Annotated in this window: 22 protein-coding genes; 6 read left to right on the forward strand and 16 right to left on the reverse strand. The window is 67.1% G+C overall.

Annotated elements, in window-relative coordinates:
* Positions 1 to 13: 13 nt before the first annotated feature.
* Complete coding sequence (locus IAE41_RS06660) at positions 14 to 943, reverse strand: metalloregulator ArsR/SmtB family transcription factor (protein ID WP_079222406.1); 930 nt, start codon at positions 941 to 943, stop codon at positions 14 to 16.
* Positions 944 to 1106: 163 nt separating this feature from the next.
* Here IAE41_RS06660 and IAE41_RS06665 point away from each other — a divergent pair, with 163 nt between their 5' ends.
* Together IAE41_RS06665 and IAE41_RS06670 are read left to right on the forward strand one after the other, a co-directional pair.
* Positions 1107 to 2255: an acyl-CoA dehydrogenase family protein gene (locus IAE41_RS06665; protein ID WP_079222405.1), complete on the forward strand. Its 1149-nt coding sequence runs from the start codon at positions 1107 to 1109 to the stop codon at positions 2253 to 2255.
* Positions 2256 to 2489: 234 nt separating this feature from the next.
* Positions 2490 to 2777 (forward strand): hypothetical protein, encoded by a 288-nt coding sequence (locus tag IAE41_RS06670; RefSeq protein WP_200732537.1) that lies wholly within the window; start codon positions 2490 to 2492, stop codon positions 2775 to 2777.
* Between the two features lie 139 nt (positions 2778 to 2916).
* Here the strand turns inward: IAE41_RS06670 and IAE41_RS06675 are convergent, their stop codons facing one another.
* From IAE41_RS06675 to IAE41_RS06685, 3 genes are read right to left on the reverse strand one after another with little or no spacing between them, the layout of a single operon-like run.
* On the reverse strand, positions 2917 to 6087 hold the full coding sequence (locus IAE41_RS06675) for a multidrug efflux RND transporter permease subunit (protein ID WP_200732538.1): 3171 nt from the start codon (positions 6085 to 6087) through the stop codon (positions 2917 to 2919).
* 15 nt (positions 6088 to 6102) lie between these two features.
* Complete coding sequence (locus tag IAE41_RS06680; protein ID WP_200732539.1) at positions 6103 to 7362, reverse strand: efflux RND transporter periplasmic adaptor subunit; 1260 nt, start codon at positions 7360 to 7362, stop codon at positions 6103 to 6105.
* A complete protein-coding gene (locus tag IAE41_RS06685) occupies positions 7362 to 8018 on the reverse strand; it encodes a TetR/AcrR family transcriptional regulator (RefSeq protein ID WP_079222402.1) in 657 nt (218 codons plus the stop codon). Before IAE41_RS06685 ends, IAE41_RS06680 begins: the two co-directional genes overlap by 1 nt.
* 275 nt (positions 8019 to 8293) lie before the next feature.
* Between IAE41_RS06685 and IAE41_RS06690 the strand changes: the two genes are divergently transcribed.
* The 3 genes from IAE41_RS06690 (at position 8294) to IAE41_RS06700 (ending at position 15240) form a co-directional block, all read left to right on the forward strand.
* Positions 8294 to 13270, forward strand: coding sequence for an NAD-glutamate dehydrogenase domain-containing protein (locus IAE41_RS06690; protein WP_200732540.1), 4977 nt, complete (start codon positions 8294 to 8296; stop codon positions 13268 to 13270).
* A 203-nt stretch (positions 13271 to 13473) separates the two neighbouring features.
* Positions 13474 to 14247, forward strand: a complete 774-nt coding sequence (locus tag IAE41_RS06695; protein ID WP_079222400.1) for an NAD kinase — start codon at positions 13474 to 13476, stop codon at positions 14245 to 14247.
* A 48-nt stretch (positions 14248 to 14295) separates the two neighbouring features.
* The gene (locus IAE41_RS06700) at positions 14296 to 15240 is read left to right on the forward strand and encodes a 5'-nucleotidase (RefSeq protein ID WP_033831508.1); all 945 of its coding nucleotides are present in this window, start codon (positions 14296 to 14298) and stop codon (positions 15238 to 15240) included.
* Positions 15241 to 15372: 132 nt separating this feature from the next.
* Here IAE41_RS06700 and IAE41_RS06705 read toward each other — a convergent pair whose 3' ends face one another.
* The 12 genes from IAE41_RS06705 to asnS all read right to left on the reverse strand — a co-directional run bounded on the left by IAE41_RS06705 (position 15373) and on the right by asnS (position 25901).
* Positions 15373 to 15924 carry a DUF2939 domain-containing protein gene (locus IAE41_RS06705; RefSeq protein ID WP_079222399.1) on the reverse strand — a complete coding sequence of 184 codons (552 nt, stop codon included), beginning with the start codon at positions 15922 to 15924 and terminating at the stop codon, positions 15373 to 15375.
* 42 nt (positions 15925 to 15966) lie between these two features.
* Positions 15967 to 16959 carry an aldo/keto reductase gene (locus tag IAE41_RS06710; protein WP_200732541.1) on the reverse strand — a complete coding sequence of 331 codons (993 nt, stop codon included), beginning with the start codon at positions 16957 to 16959 and terminating at the stop codon, positions 15967 to 15969.
* Complete coding sequence (locus IAE41_RS06715; protein ID WP_079222397.1) at positions 16959 to 17645, reverse strand: DUF2461 domain-containing protein; 687 nt, start codon at positions 17643 to 17645, stop codon at positions 16959 to 16961. The genes IAE41_RS06710 and IAE41_RS06715 overlap by 1 nt, the downstream gene beginning before the upstream one ends.
* Entirely contained in the window at positions 17642 to 19081 is a 1440-nt protein-coding gene (sbcB, locus tag IAE41_RS06720) for an exodeoxyribonuclease I (protein WP_200732542.1), read from the reverse strand. The genes IAE41_RS06715 and sbcB overlap by 4 nt, the downstream gene beginning before the upstream one ends.
* Complete coding sequence (locus tag IAE41_RS06725) at positions 19081 to 20448, reverse strand: NAD(P)/FAD-dependent oxidoreductase (RefSeq protein ID WP_200732543.1); 1368 nt, start codon at positions 20446 to 20448, stop codon at positions 19081 to 19083. Before IAE41_RS06725 ends, sbcB begins: the two co-directional genes overlap by 1 nt.
* A gap of 31 nt (positions 20449 to 20479) precedes the next feature.
* The gene (gene kynU, locus IAE41_RS06730; protein ID WP_200732544.1) at positions 20480 to 21754 is read right to left on the reverse strand and encodes a kynureninase; all 1275 of its coding nucleotides are present in this window, start codon (positions 21752 to 21754) and stop codon (positions 20480 to 20482) included.
* Positions 21755 to 21924: 170 nt separating this feature from the next.
* Positions 21925 to 22446, reverse strand: coding sequence for a 3-hydroxyanthranilate 3,4-dioxygenase (locus tag IAE41_RS06735; RefSeq protein WP_200732545.1), 522 nt, complete (start codon positions 22444 to 22446; stop codon positions 21925 to 21927).
* 19 nt (positions 22447 to 22465) lie between these two features.
* Entirely contained in the window at positions 22466 to 23128 is a 663-nt protein-coding gene (gene can, locus IAE41_RS06740) for a carbonate dehydratase (protein WP_079222393.1), read from the reverse strand.
* Between the two features lie 71 nt (positions 23129 to 23199).
* Positions 23200 to 23838 (reverse strand): FMN-binding negative transcriptional regulator, encoded by a 639-nt coding sequence (locus IAE41_RS06745; protein ID WP_200732546.1) that lies wholly within the window; start codon positions 23836 to 23838, stop codon positions 23200 to 23202.
* Positions 23839 to 23848: 10 nt separating this feature from the next.
* Positions 23849 to 24166 (reverse strand): hypothetical protein, encoded by a 318-nt coding sequence (locus IAE41_RS06750; RefSeq protein WP_200732547.1) that lies wholly within the window; start codon positions 24164 to 24166, stop codon positions 23849 to 23851.
* A gap of 7 nt (positions 24167 to 24173) precedes the next feature.
* A complete protein-coding gene (locus IAE41_RS06755; RefSeq protein WP_079222390.1) occupies positions 24174 to 24473 on the reverse strand; it encodes a hypothetical protein in 300 nt (99 codons plus the stop codon).
* Between the two features lie 33 nt (positions 24474 to 24506).
* A complete protein-coding gene (asnS, locus tag IAE41_RS06760) occupies positions 24507 to 25901 on the reverse strand; it encodes an asparagine--tRNA ligase (protein WP_079222389.1) in 1395 nt (464 codons plus the stop codon).
* Positions 25902 to 26030: 129 nt separating this feature from the next.
* On the opposite strand from asnS, the gene IAE41_RS06765 reads away from it, so the two are divergent.
* The gene (locus tag IAE41_RS06765) at positions 26031 to 26369 is read left to right on the forward strand and encodes an iron-sulfur cluster assembly accessory protein (protein ID WP_079222388.1); all 339 of its coding nucleotides are present in this window, start codon (positions 26031 to 26033) and stop codon (positions 26367 to 26369) included.
* Positions 26370 to 26373 lie beyond the last annotated feature (4 nt).

Consider the following 26373-nt stretch of genomic DNA (forward strand, 5'->3'; position numbering starts at 1 on the left):
GGACACGGCGACCTCAGGGCTTGTTGGCGATCAGCGAGATGACTTCAAAATGCGGCGGGCGCTTTTCACGGGTCACCGTTTCCAGGCTGGAGACCTGCAGCCCGGCCTTGTCGACGAACTTGCGCAGTTCCTTGTCGCTGAAGCCGAGGTTGACGTGGCCATAGGCTTCCACCGCGGCCTTGTGCTCGTGGCGGGCCAGGCTGCACAGCAGCAGGCGGCCACCCGGGCGCAGCACGCGCGCGGACTCGGCCACGGCCTGCGCCGGCTTGCTGGCATAGGTCAGCGCGTGCATCAGCACCACCAGGTCGAACGTGCGGTCCTTGAAGGGCAGGGCGTGCATGTCGCCCTCGCGCACCTCCACGTTGGGCAGGCGGCGCAGGCGCTCGCTGGCGGCGGCCACCACGCGCGCGCTGGTGTCGATGCACACGTAGCGGCTGGCGTGCGGCGCGACCAGTTCAGCCAGCACGCCGTCACCGGAGGCGATGTCCAGCACGTCGCCGGTTTCCAGCAGCGGCAGCGCCGTGCGTGCCAGCGCTTCCCAGGTGCGGCCCGGCGAGTAGTGGCGTTCCATGTCGCCGGCCACGCTGTCGGCCCAGTTCTGGTCGGCGGCACGGCTGGCCATCACCGCAGCGACGCGTTCAGCATCCTGGCGCAGCAGCGGGTCATCGCTTCCGTTGCTCAAGGCATGCCACAATGCGCGCTGCGCCGGGTCCAGCTGGGCATCGTCGAAGCGGTAGTAGGCCGACACGCCGGCACGGCGGTCGCGGACCAGGCCCGCTTCCTTCAGGCGCGCCAGGTGGGTCGACACCCGCGGCTGCGCCAGCCGGGTGATCGCCGACAGCTCGGCCACGGTCAGCTCTTCCTGTTCCAGCAGCGCCAGCAGGCGCACACGGGTGGCGTCGGCGAACACCTTCAGGCGGGTCGACCAGTCTTCCAGATCCATGAATATCTACCTATCGCGATATAGAGATATATTCGCCGACGGCGCCTGTCCCGGTCAAGCCGCCACCGCCCCCAAGTCAGCCGCCGTTGCCCGGCCCCGGTACAATCGGCGCACCTGGGCACGCTGTGCGTGGCCCATATCATCATGTCCCTGGGAGGGTGTTGTGGATTTCAGCTTTACTGAAGAGCAGTTGATGCTGCAGGACGTTGCGCGGCGCATCGCGCAGGAAAAGATCGCCCCGAGCGCGGAGCACCATGACCGCACCGGCGAATTCCCCCTGGAGAACATCCGCCTGCTGGGCGAGAACGGCCTGATGGGCATCGAAGTGCCGACCGAATACGGCGGCGCGGGCATGGACCCGATTGCGTACGTGCTGGCGATGGTGGAGGTCGCCGCCGGTGATGCTGCGCATTCGACGATCATGTCGGTCAACAATTCGCTGTTCTGCAACGGCATCCTGACCCATGGCAGCGAGGCGCAGAAGCAGAAGTACGTGCGCGCGATCGCCGAGGGCGAGGCCATCGGTGCCTTCGCCCTGACCGAGCCGCAGTCCGGTTCGGATGCCACGGCCATGCGCTGCCGCGCGGTCAAGCAGGCCGACGGCACCTACGTCATCAATGGCAAGAAGAGCTGGATCACCTCCGGCCCGGTGGCCAAGTACATCGTGCTGTTCGCGATGAGCGAGCCGGACAAGGGTGCGCGTGGCATCACCGCCTTCCTGGTCGACACCGACAAGGCCGGTTTCGGCCGCGGCAAGACCGAGCCGAAGCTGGGCATCCGTGCCTCGGCCACCTGCGAGATCGAGTTCAACGATTACGTGGCCCAGGCCGAGGACGTGCTGGGCCAGGAAGGCGAGGGCTTCAAGATCGCCATGGGCGTGCTCGACGCCGGCCGCATCGGCATCGCCTCGCAGGCCATCGGCATCGCCCGTGCTGCCTATGAGGCAACCCTGGAATACGTGAAGGACCGCAAGGCCTTCGGTGCCGCCATTGGTACCTTCCAGATGACCCAGGCCAAGATCGCCGACATGAAGTGCAAGCTGGACGCGGCCCTGCTGCTGACCCTGCGCGCTGCATGGGTGAAGGGCGAGGGCAAGCGCTTCAGCAACGAAGCGGCCATCGCCAAGCTCACCGCGTCCGAAGCGGCCATGTGGATCACCCACCAGGCCGTGCAGATCCACGGTGGCATGGGCTATTCCAAGGAAATGCCGCTGGAGCGCTACTTCCGTGATGCCAAGATCACCGAGATCTACGAAGGCACCTCGGAAATCCAGCGCCTGGTGATCGCCCGCAACGAGACGGGCCTGCGCTGAGTTCAAGCGGCCGCGCCGCTGCAATGGCGGCGCGGCCGTGCGTGGATGCCCGCTGACGTTGGGCCGTGTGTAGATCCACGCCATGCGTGGATGGGCCGTGGCATTGGATATCTGTAGAGCCGAGCCCATGCTCGGCTCCGGTACAGGCAGCCGAGCATGGGCTCGGCTCTACAGAAAGCGATCGCGCGCGCAAGCCCCGCTAAAATGCAGGCCGTTTTTATCAAGGTCTGCACGATGATCTATCGCGGTTGGGGATTCATGACGCTGGTGACGCCGATTGCAGGCATCCTGCTGCTGGCGTACTTCTTCCCGCACGACGGCCCGAAGGGCAACATTCCGCTGCAGCAGGTGCTGCTGGGTGGAGGCCTTGGCGCGGCCGTGAACGTACTGCTGGGCCTGTGGTTGAACCGCGCGCCGCGGCAGAAGGGCGAGGCGGCGCCGCATCATGTCTTCTTCGTGCCCATGCAGTGGGCCGCGCTGGTGATCGTGGCGGTGTGTGCCGTGGTCGCGCTGCTGCGCTGAGGGGCAGGGTTGCCTGTAGAGCCGAGCCCATGCTCGGCTCGGGCAGAAGCAGCCGAGCATGGGCTCGGCTCTACAGAAAGCGGCAACAAAAAAGGCCCCGGATCGCTCCGGGGCCTTTTCATTTCTGCCTACTGCCGGATCAACGATCCGGGCGGTGTGCGGCTTCGGCGTCGCGCTGGCGCTCCATGAACTCCTTGGAGGGTTCATCCAGCTTGTCGCCCAGCATGCGGCGCACGACCACGAAGAACACCGGGATCATCAGCAGGCCCAGCAGGGTGGCGAACAGCATGCCGCCGATCACGCCGGTACCGATGGCGTGGCGGGAGTTGGCGCCGGCACCGGTGGAGATGGCCATCGGGATCACGCCCATGATGAACGCGAACGAGGTCATCAGGATCGGGCGGAAACGCAGGCGGGCCGCTTCGATGGTGGCATCGCGCAGGGTCTTGCCCGCGGCACGCTGTTCCACCGCGAACTCCACGATCAGGATCGCGTTCTTTGCGGCCAGGCCGATCACCGTGATCATGCCGATCTTGAAGAAGATGTCGTTGGGCAGGCCGCGGATCATCGACAGGCCGATGGCACCCAGCACGCCCAGCGGCACCACCAGCAGCACCGCCACCGGGATCGACCAGCTTTCATACAGTGCGGCAAGGCAGAGGAACACCACCACCACCGACAGCACCAGCAGCAGCGTCGCGGCGTTGCCTGCCAGGATTTCCTGGTAGGACATGCCCGACCAGTCATAGCCGTAACCGGCCGGCAGGTCGTTGGTGACGATGTCTTCCATCGCGGTCATCGCTTCACCCGAGCTCTGGCCCGGGGCCTGCGAGCCGACGATGTTGATGGCCGAGTAACCGTTGTAGCGGCTCAGCGACGGCGGTGCCGACACCCATTCCGACTTGACCACCGTGTTCAGCGGGATCATGGCGTTGGTGCCGTCGGCATTGGTGGTCAGGCTGGAGGGGCTGTAGAAGCTCTTCAGCGATTCCTGGCCGGTGCGGTACGGCGCGTCGGCCTGCATGGTCACGCGCTTGATGCGGCCCTGGTAGAAGAAGTCGTTGACGTACACCGGGGCCAGCATCAGCTGGATGGTGCTGTACACGTCCGACACCGACATGCCCATCGACTGCGCCTGCACGCGGTCAACATGCAGCGCCAGCTGCGGGGCGTTTTCCAGGCCGTTCGGGCGGACGCCGGTCAGCTTGTCGCTTTCCTGTGCGGCCTTGCCCAGCAGGACGTTGCGCGCCTGCGTCAGCTGTTCGTAGCCCTGGCCACCACGGTCCTGCAGCCACATGTCGAAGCCGCCGAACTGGCCCAGGCCCTGCACGGTCGGCAGGTTGACCACGAAGATCTGCGCTTCCTTGATGCCGTAGAACGCGCCGTTCATGTTCTGGATGAACTCGGGCACGGTGACCTTGCGGTCGGCCCACGGCTTGAGGCGGATGAAGCCCATGCCCACGTTCTCGCCCGAACCGACGAAGCTGAAGCCGGCAATCTGCATCAGGCCTTCGTAGCCTTCCTGGTCCTTCAGGATGCCGCGCATCTGCGAGAAGACTTCGTTGGTCTGGCCCTTGGTCGAGCCCGGCGGCAGCTGCACGATGGCCAGTGCGTAGCCCTGGTCTTCTTCCGGCAGGAAGCTGCCCGGCATGCGGGTGAACAGGAAGCCGCACAGTGCGGTGAGCACCACGGCCAGGATCATCCAGCGCGGCGCGTGCTTCACCGCCGAGGTGATGTGGCCGACGTAGGTCCCGCTGATCTTGTCGTAGTACTTGTTGAAGGTACGGTAGACGATGTTCGGGTTGTCGTTGTGGGTCGGCTTGAGGAAGGTCGCGCACAGGGCCGGGGTGAAGCCCAGCGCCAGGAACGCGGAGAACGCCATCGAGATGGCGATGGTCAGCGCGAACTGCTTGTAGATCTCACCGGCCGCACCGCCCTGCAGGGCCGAGGGGATGAACACCGCGGCCAGCACGACGGTGATGGCCACCACCGCGCCGGTGATCTGGGTCATCGCCTTCTGCGTGGCCGGCTTCGGCGCCAGGCCTTCCTCGGTCATGATGCGTTCGACGTTCTCGATCACCACGATCGCGTCATCGACCACGATGCCGATCGCCAGCACCATTGCGAACAGGGTCAGCTGGTTGATGGTGAAGCCGATCAGCCACATGCCCAGGAACGTACCCAGCAGGGCCACCGGGATGACCAGGGTGGGGATGATCGTCGCGCGGAAGTTCTGCAGGAAGATCAGCATCACCAGGAACACCAGCAACACCGCTTCAAACAGCGTCTTGACCACTTCCTCGATGGAGATCTTGACGAAGGTGGTGCTGTCGTACGGCGAGAACCAGCTGACGCCGGCCGGGAAGCTCGGCTGCAGCTCGTCCATCTTGGCGCGCACGGCATCGGCCACGTTCAGGGCGTTGGCGCCCGGCAGCAGCTGGATGGCGAAGGCACCGGCGGCCTGGCCGTTGTACTGGGTATCGAAGCCGTAGTTGTTGGCACCGAAGGCGACGCGGGCGATGTCCTTGAGCAGCACGCGCGAGCCGTTGGCATTGGCCCGCAGGATGATGTTCTCGAACTCTTCAGGCGAGCTGAAGCGGCCTTCGGCCGAAACCGTGGCAGTGAAGTGGCCATCCGGCGAGGGATCCGAACCCAGCGAACCGGCCGCGAACTGCACGTTCTGCGCGCGCACGGCCGCCAGCACTTCGCTGGCCGACAGGCCGTAGCCCTGCATCTTTTCCGGGTTCAGCCAGATGTTCATGGCGTACTCGGAACCGAACTGCTGGGTGCTGCCGACGCCGGGGATACGCGAGACCTGGTCGAGCACGCGCGAACCGACGATGTCGTTCAGGGCGTCGCGGCTGATCGTGCCGGTGTCCGAACGCAGGCCGACCACCATCAGGAAGCCGGCGTTGGCCTTGGCCACCACCACGCCCTGCTGGGTCACTTCCGAAGGCAGTCGTGGCGTGGCCAGCGACACCTTGTTCTGCACCTGCACCTGGGCGATGTCCGGATCGGTACCGGTCTCGAAGGTCAGGGTGATCTGCGCACGGCCATTGGAGGACGAGGACGAGCTGAAGTACAGCAGGTGATCGATACCGGTCAGCTGCTGCTCGATCACCTGGGTGACCGATTTTTCAGTGGTGTCCGCGCTCGCGCCCGGGTAGGTGGCCTGGACGGTCACCTGCGGCGGGGCGATGTTGGGATAGGACTCGACGCCGAGGTTGAGGATCGCGATCACGCCGCTGAGCGAGATCAGGATCGCTACCACCCAGGCGAAGACTGGATGTTCGATGAAAAATTTAGGCATGACGGAAGGTTCCCGTTACTGCTTGTTCGATTCGGTGGCGGCAGGCTCGGCCTTGTCGGCGGCCTCCGGCTTGGCCGGCGCCTTCTCGGCGCCGCCTGCAGCCGCGGCTGCCGGGGCTGCACCGGCGGCGGGCTGGCCGTTGGCATCCTGGCCCGGGGTCCAGGGCTTGGCCGTGGCCGGCGCCCCTTCCTTGACCTTCTGCACGCCTGCCACCACGACCTTGTCACCGGCGGCCAGGCCGTCGCTGACCATCCAGTTGCCGCCCTGTGCGCCTTCGGTCTTCACGTTCTTGCGCACGACCTTGCCGTCGGCGCCGACCACCATCACGAAGCCGCCGGCGCTGTCACGCTGCAGGGCCTGCTGCGGGATCAGGAAGGCGTTGTTGCGTTCGCCCAGGTTGGCCTGGAAGCTGACGAAGGCACCCGGCAGCAGGATCTTCTGCGGGTTGGGCAGCACCGCGCGCAGCGAAACCGCACCGGTGGCCGGGTCGACCGTGGTGGACGAGAAGTCCAGCGTGCCGGCTTCGCCGTAGGCGGTGCCATCGGACAGCTTGACGTTGACGGTGGCCTTGCCATCGCCGGACAGCGCCAGGGCGCCACGCGCCTGCTGGGCACGCAGCTGGCTCAGCTCGTCCACGCTCAGCGAGAAGTTCACGTACAGCGGGTCGAGCTGGTCCACGGTGGTCAGCAGGGTCACGTCGCCCTGGCCGACCAGGGCACCTTCGGTGACCTGCTGCTTGTTGGCCACGCCGCTGATCGGCGAGGTCACTTCGGCATAGCCCAGGCTGATGCGCGAGGAGGTGACCGAGGCTTCGGCCTGCTTCACCGCGGCCAGCGCGGTGCGCTCGGCGGCTTCGGCGCTGTCCAGGTCGGACTTGGACACGTACTGCTGCGGCGCCAGCGAACGGGCGCGGTCGGCGGCGACCTTGGCGTTGGCGTAGGTCGCGCGGGCCGAGGCCAGCTGTGCTTCCGACGCGTTGAGGCTGGCGCGCAGCGGGGCCGGATCGATCAGGAACAGGGTCTGGCCCTGCTTGACCTCGCTGCCTTCCTGGTAGACGCGCTTGAGCAGCACGCCCGGCACGCGCGCGCGCACGTCGGCGCTGCGGAACGGGGACAGGCGGCCGACCAGTTCACGCTGCAGCGGCAGGGTCTGCGGCTTGGCGTCGATCACGCCCACCTCCGGCGGCGGGGGCGTCTGCTGTTCCGGCTTCTTGCAGGCGGCCAGCGCGACAGCAACGGCGCACGTCAAGGCAAGGGTGCGGAGTGGGGCGGTCATCAGGAGGAACTCCGGGGTTGGTTTGTAGTGGGGGCCACCGACGGCGTTGGCGCAAAGGCGCGCAGGAAGCTGTCGACGGAGAATTCTGCCCAGCGCCGACGCAGCTGCGCGTCATCGCGATGGGGGGTATGGAAACGCTGTTTGTCGAAATCCTGACCGGCGATCATGCTCAGCAGCAGTTCGGCCATGAAGTGCGGGTCGTCATGCCGGAGCTGGCCACGCATGCAAACGGTTTCAATCCATTCAGCAAGATGAAGCGTCAATGCGCCGGCACCATGCCGGTACAGCGTACGCGCCTCTTCGGGAAACTGCGCCGCATCAGCGGCAATCACCCGGCAGGCCTGTCCCACATGCGGCTGGTTGAAATGCTCCAGGAAGTCGGTGGCGAACTGCAGAAGGCTGGCACGCAGGTCGTCAGTGCGGAGTGCACGGACCATGGCCCCGGTAGCGTGGCCGACGTGGCGCTGCATGACCCGCCGCAGCAGATCCTGCTTGCTGCCGTAGCGCGAATACAGGGTCTGCTTCGAACAGCCGGCATGCTGGGCCACCGCATCCATGCTGATCTGCATGCCTTGGTGGGCCAGCAGTTCGCGCACGGCATCGAACACGCGCTGATCGCGCGCATCCAGGGCAGCGGGGAGGTAGGCCGGGTTCACGCGGTGGACTATACCGTCCAGTTCAGGATTGTGGAATCGTGCCGATAGTCCTGTCCGTCCCGACAGCGGGCGCTGCGCGCGCTTATTCCGGTAACACGGTTTGCCGATCCTGTCGGTATCGCGTCGCCGGGTGACGACGCCATACCGGTGCGAACTGAATAGGCGTCTAAACCGGAGCAAACCCGGCATTTCATTATTCCGTCCTGCAGCAAGGCCTTTTCCTGCAACAGGGCTACAATTTCATTTTCCCAACTGAGCAAGCGCATCGCTCTGCCATGAAACCGCAAAAAACCGCAGCCAAGACCGTGAAAAACAAAACCAAGCCAGCTGAGTCGGAGGTCGCAGTGACCGCTGGTTTCTCCCTGGAGCCGGTGTACACGGCCTTGCGCAAGCGTTACCCCGCGGCCGCGCAGGCCGAGGCAGTGGCATTCGCAGCCGATTTCTACAAGCGCATGGAGTCGGACGAGTTCCCGCACCACACCGCTGAAGAGTGGGCGGCGCTGGCAGCAGACACCCTGGAGTTCGCGCGTGCACGCAAGGCCGGCAAGGCCAACGTGCGCGTGTTCAACCCCACAGCCAAGGCCAACGGTTGGGAATCGCCGCACACCGTGCTGCAGATCATCAACGATGACATGCCGTTCCTGGTCGACACCGTCACCATGTCGCTGGCCGAACAGGGCGTGGGCGTGCATGTGCTGGGCCACCCGGTGCTGCGCTTCACCCGCGACAAGGCCGGCAAGCTGGCCAAGGTCGGCGAGGGCGATGCCGAGTCGGTGATGCTGCTGGAGATCGACCGCCAGCCGGCCGAAGCCATGGCCGCCATCGAGCAGGCCATCAACAAGGCGCTGGATGAAGTGCGCGCCATCGTGCGCGACTGGCAGCCGATGAAGGACAAGGCGCTGGCGCTGGCCGACGACCTGGGCAGCCGCCAGCTGCCGGTCGACGATGCCTCGCGTGCCGAAGCGCAGCAGTTCCTGCGCTGGGCCGCCGACAACCACTTCACCTTCTTCGGCTACCGCGAGTACCGCGTGGAGAAGCAGGGCAAGGAAGACGTGCTGGCGCCGCTGAACGACACCGGCCTGGGCCTGATGCGCGGCAAGGACAAGTCCGCCGCACGTCCGGTCAAGACCCTGGCTGCGCAGGGCCTGAACACCACGTCCGGGCTGAAGGACGCGCTGATCCTGACCAAGACCAATGCCCGTTCGCGCGTGCACCGCGCCGGCTACATGGACTACATCGGCGTGCTGGAATTCGACGCCAAGGGCAGGATCATCGGCGAACAGCGCTTCCTGGGCCTGTTCACCTCCAGCGCCTACAACCGTCGCCCGTGGGAAATCCCGCTGGTGCGCCAGCGCCACGAATACGTGATGAAGCAGTCCGGCCTGGCCCCGGCCAGCCACAGCGGCAAGGCCCTGCGCCACATCCTGGAAACCCTGCCGCGCGAAGAACTGTTCCAGTCCAGCGAGGACGAACTGTTCCGCACCGCCATGGGCGTGCTGGGCCTGCAGGAACGCGTGCGCAGCCGCCTGTTCCTGCGCCGCGACAAGTACAGCCGCTTCATTTCCGCGCTGGTCTACCTGCCGCGCGAGCGCTTCAACACCGACGTGCGCCTGCGCATCGAGGCGATGCTGAAGGAAGCGCTGCACGGTGAGTACGTGGACAGCTCGGTGGTGCTGGGCGAATCGCCGCTGGCCCAGGTGCACCTGATCGTGCGCCCGAAGCCGGGCGAAATGCTCGACGTCGATACCGCCGAACTGGAACAGAAGCTGGCCCAGGTGCTGCGCAACTGGCAGGACGACCTGCGCGAAGCGCTGGTGACCCGCCATGGCGAGACCGAAGGCCTGCGCATCGCTGCCCGCATCGGCAAGGCGCTGCCGGCCGGCTACATCGAAGACAACAGCACCGCCGTTGCCGCCAACGATGTCAGCCAGCTTGATGCCCTGACCGGTCCGGACGACCTGCGCCTGAGCCTGCAGGCCGTGCCGCGCGAAAGCGGCGATGGCCTGCGCCTGAAGCTGTACCGCCAGCTGGATGACATCCCGCTGTCGGACGCGCTGCCGATGATGGAAAACATGGGCCTGCGCGTGATCGCGGAGCGTCCGTACCGGCTTTCGGTCGACAACGCCCCGGTGTACGTGCAGGACTTCGAGGTCGAATCGACCGCCGGCGCCATCGATGCCGCCCGCGTCGATGAGGCCTTCGGCGAGACCTTCGCCCGCGTGTGGCACGGCGATGCCGAGAACGATGGCTTCAACCGCCTGGTGCTGGCCGCGGGCCTGCATTGGCGCCAGGTCGCCATGCTGCGTGGCTACTGCAAGTACCTGCTGCAGACCGGCGTGCCGTTCTCGCAGGCGTACGTGGAAGGCACCTTCTCGCGCTACCCGCTGCTGGCCCGCCTGCTGGTGGAACTGTTCGAAGCCCGCTTCGATCCGGCCACCGGCCACGAGAGCAAGGACGACATCGCTGCCGGCCAGGCCCAGCTGAAGGCCCACTTCGATGTGCTGGCTGCCGCCGACGATGCCACCCTGAAGGTGCTCAAGACCGTCGTCGATGCGCGCAAGGGCGACCGCGATGCGCAGATGCAGGCCGCGCGCGAAGCGCTGCTGAAGCTGATGGACCGCGTGTCCAGCCTGGATGAGGACCGCATCCTGCGCTCGTTCATGGGCGTGATCGACGCGACCCTGCGTACCAGCTACTACCAGACCGATGCCAACGGCCAGCATGGCCATGTCATCAGCTTCAAGTTCGATTCGGCCCTGGTGCCGGACCTGCCGAAGCCGCGTCCGTACCGCGAAATCTTCGTCTACGGCCCGCGCGTGGAGGGTACCCACCTGCGCTTCGGTGCAGTCGCCCGTGGTGGCCTGCGCTGGTCGGACCGTCGCGAAGACTTCCGCACCGAGGTGCTGGGCCTGGTCAAGGCGCAGATGGTCAAGAACACCGTCATCGTGCCGGTCGGCGCGAAGGGCGGCTTCTTTGCCAAGACCCCGCCGGTGAACGGTGACCGCGATGCGGTGTTCGCCAACGGCGTGGCCTGCTACAAGCTGTTCATCCAGGGCCTGCTGGACATCACCGACAACATCGTCAATAACAAGATCGTGCCGCCGGTGGATGTCGTGCGCCACGACATGGACGATCCGTACCTGGTGGTGGCGGCCGACAAGGGCACCGCGACCTTCTCCGACATCGCCAACGGCCTGGCCATCGCGCACGGCTTCTGGATGGGCGATGCGTTCGCTTCCGGTGGCTCGGTCGGTTACGACCACAAGGGCATGGGCATCACCGCCCGCGGTGCGTGGGAATCGGTCAAGCGCCACTTCCGTGCACTGGGCCGTGACAGCCAGAGCCAGGACTTCACCTCGGTCGGCGTGGGCGACATGTCCGGCGACGTGTTCGGCAACGGCATGCTGCTGTCGCGCCACATCCGCCTGGTTGCTGCGTTCGACCACCGCCACATCTTCCTGGACCCGAACCCGGATGCGGCCACCTCGTTCGTCGAGCGTGAGCGCATGTTCACCGTGCCGCGTTCGAGCTGGGCGGACTACGATGCCAAGCTGATCAGCAAGGGTGGCGGCATCTTCCCGCGTACCCTGAAGTCGATCGAGATCACCCCGCAGGTGCGTGAAGCGCTGGGCCTGGACGAGAACGTCAAGGCGCTGTCGCCGAACGACCTGATGAGCGCGATCCTGAAGGCGCCGGTCGACCTGCTGTGGAACGGCGGCATCGGTACCTACGTCAAGGCCGCCAGCGAGCAGCACAGCGATGTCGGCGACCGCGCCAACAACGCCCTGCGCGTGAACGGTGGCGAGCTGCGCTGCAAGGTGGTGGGCGAGGGCGGCAACCTGGGCATGACCCAGCTGGGCCGCATCGAAGCCGCCCAGGCCGGCGTGCTGCTCAACACCGACTTCATCGACAACTCGGCCGGTGTGGACACCTCCGACCATGAAGTCAACATCAAGATCCTGCTCAACGATGTGGTGCGCGCCAAGAAGCTGACCGTCGAGCAGCGCAACAAGCTGCTGGCGTCGATGACCGACGAGGTCGCCGACCTGGTGCTCAACGACAACTACCGCCAGAACCAGGCCCTGAGCCTGATGGAGCGGATGGCGGTCAAGCGCCTGGGTTCCAAGCAGCACTTCATCCGCACCCTGGAACAGCAGGGCCTGCTCGATCGCCAGATCGAGTTCCTGCCGTCCGATGCCGAGCTGTCGCAGCGCAAGGCACGCGGCCAGGGCCTGACCCGTCCGGAACTGTCGGTGCTGCTGTCCTATTCCAAGCTGGTGGCATTTGCCCAGCTGCTGGATTCGGACATCCCGGAAGATCCGTACCTGTCCAAGGAACTGCAGCGCTACTTCCCGACCCCGCTGCAGAAGAAGTACGCCGACGCGATGGAGCGTCACCGCCTGAAGCGCGAAATCATCGCCACGGCCGTGACCAACCAGACCATCAACCGCATGGGCGCCACCTTCCTGATGCGCATGCAGGAAGACACCGGCCGCTCCATCGCCGAGGTCGCCAAGGCGTACACCATCAGCCGCGAAACGCTGGATGCACGCGCGCTGTGGGCACAGATCGACGCCCTCGACGGCACCCTGCCGGAGTCGGTGCAGATCGACGCGCTGGAAGTGATCTGGAAGCTGCAGCGTTCGTTCGTGCGTTGGCTGCTGTCGCGCCCGGGCGCGATGCCGGGCATCACTGAAGCCGTCAACCGCTACCAGGGCCCGTTCAACGACATCCGTGTTGCCTCGGGTGTGCTGCCGGATTCGCAGCGTCCGACCTACGAAGCCCTGGTGGCCGAGTGGAAGGAAAAGGGCCTGCCGTCCGCGCTGGCCCAGCAGCTGGCCGAACTGCACTTCCTGGAGCCGGCGTTCGACATCATCGAACTGGCCCGCACCCGCAAGCTGAAGCCGGTGGACGTGTCCAAGATCCACTTCCGCCTGGGCGATGCCCTGCAGCTGCCGTGGCTGTTCGAGCAGATCGACGCGCTGGAGGTCAACGGCCGCTGGCATGCCGTGGCCCGTGGCGTGCTGCGTGACGAACTGGCCGCGCACCACCGCAACCTGGCCGGCCAGGTGCTGGGTACCAAGGGCAGCAGTGCTGAAGCCAAGGTCGCCAGCTGGATCGGCCGCGACGACAGCAGCCTGCGCTTCACCCTGTCGATGCTGGCCGAACTGGCCGAGCAGAAGACCCTGGACTACCCGACCGTGTCGGTCGCGGTGCAGCGCCTGGGCCAGCTGGCCGCACATGGCGCGTAAGTGATGTAGCGCCGGGCCACGCCCGGCAAGCGTGAAACGGAACGGCCCCGCGAAAGCGGGGCCGTTCTGCGTTGGGGGTCTGCCGTTCGCCGGGCATGGCCCGGCGCTACCGGGGCGCGGGGTTCCAGGTAGCGCCGGGCCGTGCCCGGCGAGCGCAGCGGCGCTCGGTTATGCTCTTGGCCAGCCTTCCCCCGGATCCACCGATGAGCGACACCCCCCGCATCGCTTTCCTGGCCAGCACCGCCGAACCGGCGCAGATGGCCCGCGCGGCGATGGTTTCCCGCTACGGCGACCACGCGCCCGACCAGGCCGACGTGCTGTGCCCGCTGGGCGGCGACGGCTTCATGCTGCAGACCCTGCACCGGCATGGCCGCCTGGGCAAGCCGGTGTTCGGCATGAAGCTGGGCACCGTCGGCTTCCTGATGAACCAGTACCGCGCCGAAGACGATGTGGTTGCACGCATCGCCCGCGCCGAGCCGGCCAACCTGCGGCCGCTGGAAATGCTGGCGCTGACCGAATCCGGTGCGAGCACCGGTTCGCTGGCCTACAACGATGTCTCGCTGCTGCGGCAGACCCGCCAGGCGGCGCACATCGGCATCGATCTCAACGGCCAGGAACGGGTGGCCGAGCTGATCGGCGATGGCGTGCTGGTGGCCACCCCGGCCGGCAGCACTGCCTACAACTATTCGGCGCACGGCCCGGTGCTGCCACTGGGGTCGCATACCATCGCCCTGACGCCGTTGGCCCCGTACCGGCCGCGGCGCTGGCGCGGTGCCATCCTCAAGGCCGACACCGAAGTGCGCTTCCGTGTGCTCGATCCCTACAAGCGCCCGGTCAGCGTCACCGCCGATTCGCACGAGACCCGCGACGTGGTGGAAGTCACCATTCGCGAGTCGAAGGAGCACCGGGTGACCCTGCTGTTCGACCCGGAACACAACCTGGAAGACCGGATCCTGAGCGAACAGTTCGTTTTTTGACGACAATACGCTGCCGGCCCCGCCGATCGCTTGAAGGACCCCCCACCGATGGGCGACAACTCCCCCCGCCTGCTGACCGTCGCGGTGACCTCGCGCGCGCTGTTCGACCTGGAAGAAAGCCATGCGCTGTTCGAGAGCGATGGCGTAGCGGCCTATGCCGAGTACCAGCGCCAGCACGAGGACGACATCCTTGGCCCTGGCGTGGCGTTCCCGGTGGTGCGCAAGCTGCTGGCGCTGAACCAGGGTGCCAGCCCGGAGAACCCGCGCGTCGAGGTCATCCTGCTGTCGCGCAATTCGGCCGATACCGGCCTGCGCATCTTCAATTCCATCCAGCACTATGGGCTGGGCATCATCCGCGCGACCTTCACTGCGGGCGAGCCGACCTGGCCCTACGTGAAGCCGTTCGGCACCGACCTGTTCCTGTCGGCCAATCCCGAATCGGTGCGCAGTGCGCTGCGCCATGGCATCGCGGCGGCGACCATCCTGCCCAAGCCCCCGGGTGAAACCGCGGCGGCTGCCGCCGACCAGATCGATATCACGCGCCCGGCCGGACAGCTGCGCATCGCCTTCGATGGAGACGCGGTGATCTTCGGCGACGAGAGCGAGCGGATCTCGCGCGAGCAGGGGGTTGAGGCCTTCGGCCGCCACGAGCGCGAGCGCGCCCGCGAGCCGCTCAGTGGTGGCCCGTTCCGCGGTTTCCTGTCGGCCCTGCACACGCTGCAGGAAGTGTTCCCGGCGGGCGACAGCGCGCCGATCCGCACCGCGCTGGTCACCGCGCGTTCGGCCCCCGCGCACGAGCGGGTGATCCGCACCCTGCGCGAGTGGGGCGTGCGCCTGGACGAGGCCCTGTTCCTCGGCGGCCGCCACAAGGGCCCGTTCCTGCAGGCCTTCGGCGCGGACATCTTCTTCGATGATTCGCAGCACAACATCGACAGCGCCCGTGAACACGTGGCCGCCGGTCACGTCCCGCACGGCGTGGCCAACGAGGGCTGAGCCCGGCGCTACGGATTCGACGGGTGGGTGCCAACCGTTGGTTGGCATCGCCGGGCATGGCCCGGCGCTACCGGATGGGGCGGGCCGCGGTGGTAGCGCCGGGCCATGCCCGGCGAGCGCAGCGGCATGGGGCTACGGGCTTCCCGACATCCCCAACTGCAGGTCCACCACCTTCCAGCGCAGGCCCTGCGGCTCCAGCACCACCTTCATCGGTGGCTCGCCGGGGCCGCGCTGGACGTCAATTACGAAGCGGTCCAGCGCCTCGAAATGGTGTTCGGCGTTCTTCAACGGCCGCGCCGGTTCGGTCGGGCCGAACGCATCGCCGCCCTGCAGTTCATTGCGACCGCGCTTCCACAGCACGTGGCCCTGCAGCATCGCGCCGATGCCGGTCGGCGTGACCATGGTGTCCACCGCCGCACCTCCCAGCTGGTCACCCAGCCCGTACAGCAGCGCGCCGAACGGGCTGGCCGCCACGTCCGGCCCCGCCTGCCGCACCAGGTAATCGTTGAGCTGGGCGCGCAGGCTGCTGCGTACGCGCGGAAAATCCACGTAGCGCTCCAGCCGCGCGGTATCGCGCTGCTCGATGGCCTTGGACAGGCCGTGCACGGTCAGGTACGGGCCACTGAACCACCAGGCGGCCACGGCCAGGACGAGGGCAACCAGAATGCCGATGAGTTTCTTCATGGCGCCCAGACTGCCGCAACTACGGCAGCCGCAGGTTAAGCGTCAGTGACTGGGTGAGCCGCTGCCGTCGCCGAAGGCGGCCACCAGCCGCTGCCGATCGGCGCCATCCAGCGCCTCCAGGCGGGTCTGCAGCACCTGTTCGAGGCTGGCCACGCGGGTGGTGCCGAGGATGCCGCTGGCCACGCCGGGATGCTGCAGTACATAGGCGAAGGCGGTCTGCGCCGGCTGCTGGCTGTGCACCGATGCCACTGCGTGGCGCATCGCGCGTGCGCTGCGCATCAGTGCGCGGCTGCTGGGCTTCAGCCACGTGCGCGCCAGGTACCAGGCGTCGGCCAGCCGGGGCAGGCGTGGCCGGGCCGGGAGCAGGTGGCCCTGGGCGAGTACGGTACCGGCCAGCACGCCGATGCCGGCGGCGGTGAGCTGGTCGATCAGCGGCTCGCGGTCCTGCTGCAGGGCGTTGTAATCCAGCAGTACCACGTCGAAGGCCTCGGGGTGGGCGATCATCCAGCGCAGCGTCACCGCCGAGTGCGTATTGATACCGGTGCAGCGCACCAGGCCGCGCTCGCGCAGGCGCTGCAGCGCCGCCAGCAGGTCATCGTTGATGTCGTGCTCGCTGGCGCCATGCAGCTGGTAGATGTCCAGGTAATCCAGCCCGAGGTTGCGCAGCGACGCCTCGCAGCTGGCGGTGATCGCCGCCGCGGAGAAATCACGCTGCTCGGCACCGCTGATGCCGGCCTGGCCGGTCAGCGTGCCGCCCTTGCTGGACACCACCAGGGACTCACGCGGAAAGCGCGCCAGCAGCGGGCGCAGTATGCGGCCCAGGCGCGGCTCGGCATGGAAGCCGGAATAGTTGTGGCCGGTGTCGAGCAGGTTCACGCCCTGTGCCAGGGCATGCTCGACCACGGCGGCCGCAGCGCCTTCCGCGAAGCGGCGGTGGCCCCAGAAGCCGGAACAACCCAGGCCGATCGGCGACACCTGCAGGCCGGTGCGGCCGAGCACGCGCCGCTGCCGGGCCAGGGGTAGTGCCTGCGCCATCAGAATTCCAGGTCCAGGGCGGCGCAGAGGTAATCGACGAACGGGCCCAGTGCGGCCAGATCCTTGCCCAGCGTGGACAGCAGCCGCGGGCCGGTCATGGTGTCGTCGTCCAGCGAGCGCCACATCACCCAGTTGCGGTGCTTGAGGTCGTCGATGAACTCGAAGTCGGCGGGGAAGCCGCGCGGCGGCCGCACCAGTTTCTCGGTCTGCTCGAAATCAAAGCGCTTGCGCAGGGCCGGCGCATGCGCAGCCGCCTTCCAGCTGCCCGGGTTGTCGAGGATGAAATGACGGATGCGCCGCTGCGTGTCCGGCTCCGGATGCCACAGGCCGGCGCCAACGAAACTCTCGCCGGGCTGCAGGTGGATGTAGAACGAAGGCGCGGCCACTTCGCGGCGACGCTCATGGAACAGGCGGGCGCCCTGCCAGGTCTTGTACGGCGACTTGTCGTTGGAAAACCGCGCGTCGCGGTGGATGCGGAACAGCGAGCCGCCGACACCGCGCGTGTCCGAACGGAAGTGGTCGCTGACTTCGGTCAATGCCGGCTGCAGGTCGCCCAGCAGGCGCAGGAACGGCTGCCGCACATGGTCTTCGTACTGCTGGCGGTGGTCGTTGAACCAGGCCTTTTCGTTATGCCGCGCCAGGCTGCGCAGGAACTTGAAACTGGCGTCGGAGAAATACGTGCTCACAGCGTCTCCTGCAGGTGGTGGCCCCAGTCGCGCAGCGACTGCAGCAGGCCAGCCCGGCGCGCGTCATCGGGCGCTTCGGCGGCCAGCGCGTCGATCTGCTGCTGGTACTGGGGCAGGTTCAGTTCGCCCAGGCCGCTCTCGCCGAGCAGGCGCTGGCGGCGGTAATCCTGCCAGCGCTCGTGTTCATCCGGTGCGAGGCTGTCGGGATGGTTGCGTGCGCGGTAGCGGAACAGCAGCTCGGGCAGGCGCGGGTCGCGGAAGCGGCCTTCCAGCGCGGCCAGCTGCTGCGGTGCACTGGTGCGGGCCAGGGCCAGCAGCGGCTTGTCGCCCGCCCCGAGGAAGCCGTCATACAGCGAGGCGTCCACGTCGGACACGACGGCCGGCCGCGGCTGGTTGAAGATCTGGCGCGCCTTCTCGGCCAGCGGTGCGGCAACCGCGCGCAGGCGCTCGGCCTTGGCTTCGATCGCGGCCACGTCCAGGCCCAGGCGTGCGTGGTCGTCGGCGCGCAGGTGGTTCCAGGCCACCAGCGCCGGCACCTTGTTCAGATGCACTTCCTTCAGCGGCACGCGGGCCACGCCCTCGGGCAGTTCGCTGGCGCGCATGTACAGGCGCTGGGCGATCACTTCGGCCGGCAGCTCCAGCAGGTCATCGATTTCGCCTTCCAGGTCGAACACGATCACCCGGTTGTTGATGGTCGGGTGCATGGCCAGCGGCAGCACCGGCGCCGCGCACAGGCGGCTGGCCGGGTAGCGCATGGAAATGTGCAGCACCGGGTTCATCGCGGCCACGTCCAGCAGGCTGCCGACGAAGCGCTTGTCGCGCAGCTTCAGTGCGTAATCCCACAACCGCGGCTGCGACTGCTTGAACAGCCGCGCCATGCCGATGGTGGCGCGCACATCCGACAGTGCCTCGTGCGCATCGCCTTCGCGCACGCCGTTGGCTTCGGCCAGGTGCTCCAGCTTGAACGAGGTCGCGCCATCTTCGCGCAGCGGCCACTGGATGCCGTCCGGGCGCAGGGCGCGCATCATCCGCAGCATGTCCAGCAGATCCCAGCGCGAATTGCCGTTGCGCCACTCGCGCTCGTACGGGTCGTGGAAGTTGCGGAACAGGCCGTAGCGGATGAACTCGTCGTCGAAGCGCAGGGTGTTGTAGCCCAGCGCGCAGGTGCCCGGGCGCGACAGCTGTTCGTTGATGCGGTCGAAGGCCTCGGCTTCGCTGATGCCCTCGGCCATGGCCTGCTGCGGGGTGATGCCGGTGACCAGGGTGGCCATGGGCGACGGCACCAGGTCATCGGCCGGCCGCACGAAGAAACTGACCGGCGTGTCGATCACGTTCAGATCGGCATCGGTGCGCATCGCCGCGAACTGCGCGATGCGGGTGCGGCGCGGGTCCTGGCCGAAGGTTTCGAGATCGTAGAACAGGAAGCTGTCGGCCATCAGTGTGCGCCCTCCAGGACCGGCAGCTGCGCATGGATCTGCGCTTCCAGCGTGGCCCAGTCGATGTTGTACAGGGTTTGGTGGCCTGCGGTGGCCGCCACCAGCATGTCGCGCTGGATCTCCGTGCGGCGCAGCGCTTCGGCATACGGCGTGTGCAGGAAGGTGACCATGGTGTAGTGCGGCACGAAGCGCGTGGGCCAGCGCCGCTGCAGTTCCTGTTCCAGCTCGCGCTGCAGCAGGAAGGCCGGATCGGCGACGCGGTCGCGCATCTCCAGGTAGTTCTCCAGCGCCATCTGCTGGATGGCACGCGCATTCGGCTTGCGCTCGGCCTCGAAGGCGGCGAAGGCGCCTTCGAGGTCGTCCGCCTCCTGCAGGTGGCGGGCCAGTGCCACGCAGTCCTCGAAGGCGCAGTTCATGCCTTGGCCGTGGAACGGCACCATTGCGTGCGCGGCATCGCCGATCAGCACGGCGCGGCCGGCCTGGTGCCAGCGCTGCAGGGTGAGCGTGCCCAGCAGGCCGGGCGGATGCTGTTCCCAGTCCGCGCGCAGGTCCGGGATCAGCGGCAGCGTGTCGGCGAACTCACGGGCGAACAGCGCCTCGGCCTGCGCACCGGTATTGACCGTGGCAAAGCTTGGCTCGCCCTTGTTGGGCAGGAACAGGGTGACGGTGAACGTGCCTTCGTGGTTGGGCAGGGCGATGCACATGTAATGGCCGCGCGGCCAGATGTGCAGCGCGTTGCGCTCGATGCGGAAACCGCCGTCGGCCGCAGGCGGGATCTCCAGTTCCTTGTACGAGTGGTCGAGGAAGGCAATGTCCTCGCCCAGCGGCGCACGCCGGTTCATGGCTGCGCGCAGTGCCGAACCGGCCCCGTCGGCGCCGATCAGCGTGTCGAAACGGATGTCGTGCGGGCTGTCGTCGCGGTCATCGATGAAGCGCGCGTAGCCGGCATCGAAATCGACGGTGTGCAGGCGGCGATGGAAGTGCACGGTGGCGCCGGCCTGTTCGGCCAGTTCCAGCAGCGTGGTGTTCAGGCCGCTGCGGTGGATCGACCAGATCACTTCGCTGTCGTCGCGCCCGTAGCGCTGCAGCTGCGGTTCGCCCTCGCGCGGGTGCACCATGCGGCCGCGCATCATCACCGCGCGGGCCATCACTTCGTCTTCCACCCCGGCCTGGCGCAGCGCGTTGCGGCCGCGTTCGGCCAGCGCCAGGTTGATCGAGCGGCCGCTTTCATAGTCGGCCACGCGCGGGTCGCCACGGCGTTCGTACAGGGTGATCCGCCAGCCCTGGCGGGACAGCAGGATGGCCAGCAGGGAACCGGCCAGGCCGGCACCGATGATGCTCAACGAGCGGGATGCATGTGCGATCAACGAACTGTCCAGCAAGAGGTGGGGGAGCGGCTTACAGGCCGGCCCAGGCTTCCACTTCCTCGACGAAGTGGTGCACGTCCAGGTAGCGGTTGTAGAGCGGGGTGGGCGAAATGCGGATCACGTCCGGCTCGCGCCAGTCACCCAGCACGCCGATGGCGCGCAGGTGTTCGAACAGGGCGCGGCCACGTTCGCGGCCGGCGAGTACCCGCAGCGAGAGCTGGCAGCCGCGGCGTTCCGGTTCGGACGGGGTGACGATGTCCAATACCTGCGGCAGGCGTGCACGCACCAGAGTGTCGAGCAGGCCGGTGAGGGCCAGCGACTTGCGGCGCAGCGCTTCCATGCCGGCCCGCTCGAACAGGTCCAGCGATGCGCGCAGCGGCGCCAGGCCAAGGATCGGCGGGTTGCTCAGCTGCCAGCCTTCGGCGCCGATGGCCGGGTTGAACTGCGGCGCCATCTGGAAGCGGGTCGCTTCATCGTGGCCCCACCAGCCAGCGAAGCGGGGCAGGGTGGTGTCGCGGTGGTGACGTTCGTGCACGAAGGCACCGGCCACGGCGCCCGGGCCGCTGTTGAGGTACTTGTAGTGGCACCACACCGCGAAATCCGGCGCGACATCGTGCAGGTGCAGCGGCAGGTTGCCGACCGAATGGGCCAGGTCGAAGCCGATCCGGGCGCCCTGCAGGCGCGCGATGCGGGTGATCGCATCGAGGTCGAATGCCTGGCCGGTGCGGTACTGCACGCCCGGCCACAGCACCAGCGCCAGGCGCGGGCCGTGTTCGCCGATGGCGCGTTCGATGGTGGCCATCGAGATCGTGCCGTTGGCTTCATCCGGCTGCACTTCCACCAGGCAATCGGCCGGGTCGAAACCGTGGAAGCGGATCTGCGCTTCCACCGCATGGCGGTCGGTCGGGAAGGCGCCGGCTTCCATCAGGATGACCGGGCGCTCGGCAGTGGGCCGGTAGAAGCTGACCATCATCAGGTGCAGGTTCACGCTCAGCGTGTTCATCGCCACCACTTCGCTGGGCAGCGCACCGACCACGCGGGCCAGCTGCGCGCTGACCAGGCGGTGGTAGGACAGCCACTGGGTGGGGCCGGTGAAGTGGCCTTCCACGGCCAGCTCGCCCCACTGCTTCATCACTTCCTGCACGGCGGCCTGCGCGCCACGCGGCTGCAGGCCCAGCGAGTTGCCGACGAAGTAGGTCTGTTCGCCGCCGCCATGGCGCGGAATCAGGAATTCATTGCGCAGCGGGCGCAGCGGATCGGCGGCGTCCAGGGCGATGGCGTGGGTGCGGCTGAGCAGGTCGGACATGGTCGGGCAACAGGCTGCAACGGGGCTGCCAGTGTAGCGCCTGGGATGGTGGGACCGACGCCCGGAACGCCTGCGTGCCGGTTGAACTGTAGAGCCGAGCCCATGCTCGGCTTCGCGGCCTGGCAGCCGAGCATGGGCTCGGCTCTACAAGGGCCATGCCCGGCGAACGTTCAGCCCGCCGCCGGTACCGGCAGCGGATCCACATGCCCACATTCGCTGCAGGTGCGCAGTTCCAGGCTGGCCTGGTAGCGCGCGAACACCTTGGGCAGGTCGGTCTCGATGTTCTGCAGCGGGAAATACTCTTCGTGCAGCTTGTGGTTGCAGCGCTCGCAATGCCAGATCACGCCGTCCTTCTCATGCGGCAGGCGCTTGCGCTCGACCACCAGGCCGATGCCGCCAGGCGGGCGCCGCGGCGAATGCGGCACCCTGGCCGGCAGCAGGAAGATCTCGCCGGCGCGGATGGGGATGTCACGTACCGCGCCATCCTCCTGCACCTTCAGCACCATCTCGCCTTCCAGCTGGTAGAACCACTCCGGGCCTTCGTCGTAATGGTAGTCGGTGCGCGAGTTCGGCCCGCCCACCACCATCACGATGAAGGCGCCGTTGTCGATCATCTTGTTGCCCACCGGCGGCTTCAGCAGGTGGCGGTGTTCTTCGATCCAGGCGTGCAGGTTGATCGGCGAGGCGAGCATGGTCGGTTCCCCTGGGAGGTCAGTCGCGCTTGCCCTTGCGCGGCACGTAGGACAGGGCCTTTTCGTAAGCCGGCTGCAGGTCTTCCTGCGAGCCCACGTCGATGCCCATCTCGCGCACGCGGCCGTCCTTCAGGCTGTACACCCAGCCATGCACCATCAGCTTCTGGCCGCGGGCCCAGGCGTCCTGCACGATGGTCGAGCGGCACAGGTTTGCGACCTGTTCGATCACGTTCAGTTCGCACAGGCGGGCGTGCTTGAGCTCATCAGTCTCGATGGCGTCGATGATCGCGGTGTGCTTCTGCATCACATCACCCACGTGGCGCAGCCAGTTGTCGGCCAGGCCGACGCGGGTGTTGTGCAGGCAGGCGTGCACGCCGCCGCAGCCGTAATGGCCGACGATCAGGATGTGCTTCACCTTCAGCTGGTCCACCGCGTACTGCACCACGCTCAGGCAGTTCAGATCGGTGTGGGCCACGACGTTCGCCACGTTGCGGTGCACGAACACTTCGCCCGGGGCCATGCCGATGATCTGGTTGGCCGGCACGCGCGAATCGGAACAGCCGATCCACAGGTATTCCGGGTGCTGCTGCTTGGCCAGCTGGTGGAAGAACTCGGGGTCTTCCTTCTCGATGCGGTCGGCCCAGTCGCGGTTGTTCTGCAGCAGCTTGTGGATGTCTTTCATGTTCGGGTCCCTGGCGTCGGGTGGGCGAGGGGCGTGGCCGTCCGGCCGCGCCTTCGCGGGAAACAATGCGCTCAGTCGCTGGCGGCGGTCTGCGCGCGGTGCCAGCGCATCCACTGCGCCAGCTCGGTGAAATGCGGGGTGTCGAGCTTTTCCAGTTCGGCGATCACTGCCTGCTGGTTGGCCTCGGGGTGGTTCTGGCTCAGTTTCAGCTTCAGCTGTACCTGTTCGACCTGGAAGCGGAAGCCGATGATGCCGCGCAGCTGGCGACGGTGGTCGTCACGCTGCGGCTCGAACTGCCAGGCCTGGCCGACGCTGGCTTCGAAGCGGTCGCCGATGTCGGAGACCAGCTGGGCCAGCTCGTCGGTATCGTCGAAACGCTGCAGCTGGCCGCGCAGTTCGGCCGCGGCATAGTTCCAGGTCGGCACGCGTGAGGCGGCTTCCTTGTCCGGGTACCAGCTGGCCGACACATAGCCATGCGGGCCGTCCACCAGCACCTTGGCTGCGCCGTCATGGCGCGCCTGCGGGTTGGCCCGGGCCCAGTGGCCGCGCAGTTCGATCTGGTCGCCGTCGCGCCGGTACAGCACGGGCACGCGGGTCAGTTCGGGCAGGCCATCGTCACCGGTGGTCAGCACGGTGACGAACGGATCACGCGCCAGCAGGCGATCCAGCCAGAGCAGGTCGGTCGCGGCGAAGTCGCGTGGGGTGAACATGGTTCGCGCCTTACGCGCGCGCGCCCAGCGACTGCACCATGCGCCCACGCAGGCCTTCATCGCTGCCGGCCTGCGGCGGCTGCACTTCGTGCAGGCTGAAGCCGCGCACCAGGGCGTCTTCTTCGTCCAGGCCGTCGTACTCGACGAACTCGGCGTCGAACAGCTGCGAACGCGCGGTGTCTTCGCTGTCATAGCTCAGCGTATTGCCATCGCTGTCGAGCACTTCGGCGGTGCCGGCCGGGCGCACGCGCAGGCGGGCCCAGATCAGGGTGTTGCCGAGGCTGGCCAGCCACCAGCTGTCGCGCGCGTCGTGGTTGTTGTCGTTCATGTGTGTGTTACCAGAGCGAAGCCACCCAGAGCAGGGCAGCCATGCCCAGTCCGGCCAGCAGGGTCAGCAGCGATACCCAGGCCGGCGTCGCCAGCCCAGACAGCGAACGGTCCGGCTGCTGGCGGTAATCGCGGCGCAGCAGCCAGGCCAGGGCATCGGGCTTGAGGAAGGCGCCATTGCCGAAGCGCGCGGCGAGCGCCGGATGGCGGTCGCGCACGTGCACCAGGGTCAATGGCCAGAAGATCACGAAGGCACTGAACCCGGCCACTGCGACGCCGACGAAACAGAGGGCGAAGAACAGGGTCATGGGGCAGTACCTCCGTGGTCGTTGGGGGTGGGCTTAGAAGTCCGCGCTGCCCGGGGCGCGCGGGTAGGGGATCGCATCGCGGATGTTGGACAGGCCGCAGACGTAGACCACCAGGCGCTCGAAGCCCAGGCCGAAGCCGGCGTGCGGCACCGAACCGTAGCGGCGGAAATCGCGGTACCAGCTGTAATGCTCGCGATCCAGGCCGAACTGGGCCATGCGCGCATCCAGCACGTCCAGGCGCTCTTCGCGCTGGCTGCCACCGATGATCTCGCCGATGCCCGGGGCCAGCACGTCCATTGCGGCGACGGTCTTCCCATCGTCGTTCAGGCGCATGTAGAAGGCCTTGATGTGCTCGGGATAGTTGGTCACCACCACCGGGCGGCCGACGTGTTCCTCGGTCAGCCAGCGCTCGTGCTCGGTCTGCAGGTCCAGGCCCCATTCGACCGGGAAGTCGAACTTCTTGCCCGACTTCTGCAGCAGGCTGACCGCATCGGTGTAGTCGATGCGCTCGAACGGTGCGTTGATGAAGTCTTCCAGCTTGGTGATCGCGTTCTTGTCCACGCGCTCGGCGATGAAGGCCAGGTCGTCACCGCGCTCGTTCAGCACGGCACGGAACAGGTACTTCAGGAACTCTTCGGCCAGGCGCGCGTCTTCGGCCAGGTCGGCGAAGGCGATTTCCGGCTCGATCATCCAGAACTCCGCCAAGTGGCGGGTGGTGTGGCTGTTTTCGGCGCGGAAGGTCGGGCCGAACGTGTAGACCTTGCTCAGCGCCAGGCAGTAGGCCTCGACGTTCAGCTGGCCGGACACGGTCAGGAAGGTTTCCTTGCCGAAGAAATCGCGGCTGAAATCGATCGCGCCCTTCTCGTCGCGCGGCAGGTTCACCATGTCCAGGGTGGACACGCGGAACATCTGGCCGGCGCCTTCGGCGTCGGAGGTGGTGATGATCGGGGTGCTGATCCAGTTGAAGCCGTTCTCGTGGAAGAAACGGTGCACGGCCTGGGCCAGGCAGTTGCGGATGCGGGTGACCGCGCCGAACAGGTTGGTGCGCGGGCGCAGGTGCGCCACTTCACGCAGGAACTCCGGCGACATCGGCTTGGGCTGGATCGGGTAGGTAAGCGGGTCTTCGACCCAGCCGACCACCTCCAGCGCGCTGGCCTGGATCTCGAACGACTGGCCCTTGCCCTGCGACTTCACCAGGGTGCCGGTGGCGATGACCGAGCAGCCGCTGGTCAGGCGCTTGATCTCGTCGAAATTGGCCAGGGTGTCGTTGGCCACGACCTGGATCGGCGCGAAGCAGGAACCGTCGCTCACATTGACGAAGGCCAGATTCGCTGAACCGCGCACCGTGCGCACCCATCCGCGTACCGTGACTTCGCCGCCTTCCGGGATCTTCCCGGCAAGCGCATGTTCAACGCTGACCACCGTCATGACTTGAATCCTCTGCTGATCGACTCGATCTGTGAACACGGGAGTTTACCGGTTGCAGCGTTCTGCTTGCGAGGCATTTCTGCGCCCCTTGGCTCCTTATAATGTCCCCGTACCCTTGGAGTAAGCCTCATGGCCGTCAGCCTGACCCCCATCGCCTTCGAGCGCGTGCAGCGCTTCGTCGCCCAGACCCCCGGCGCCCTGGGCCTGCGCTTCGGCGTGACCAAGACCGGCTGCTCCGGCTGGGGCCACGTGACCGACCTGGCCCGTGACGAGCGTGACGGCGACACCGTGTTCGACCAGGACGGCGTGAAGATCTATGTCGACGCCAAGAGCCTGGCCCTGGTGGACGGCACCGTGATCGACTTCGGCAAGCACGGCCTGAGCGAGACCTTCACGTTCAGCAACCCGAACGCCACCGCCGAGTGCGGCTGCGGCGAGAGCTTCACCACCGACGCCGACAAGGCCTGAGCCT

Origin of the sequence: Stenotrophomonas sp. S39 (genome assembly GCF_016624665.1) — a bacterium.
Taxonomy (GTDB): Bacteria; Pseudomonadota; Gammaproteobacteria; order Xanthomonadales; family Xanthomonadaceae; genus Stenotrophomonas.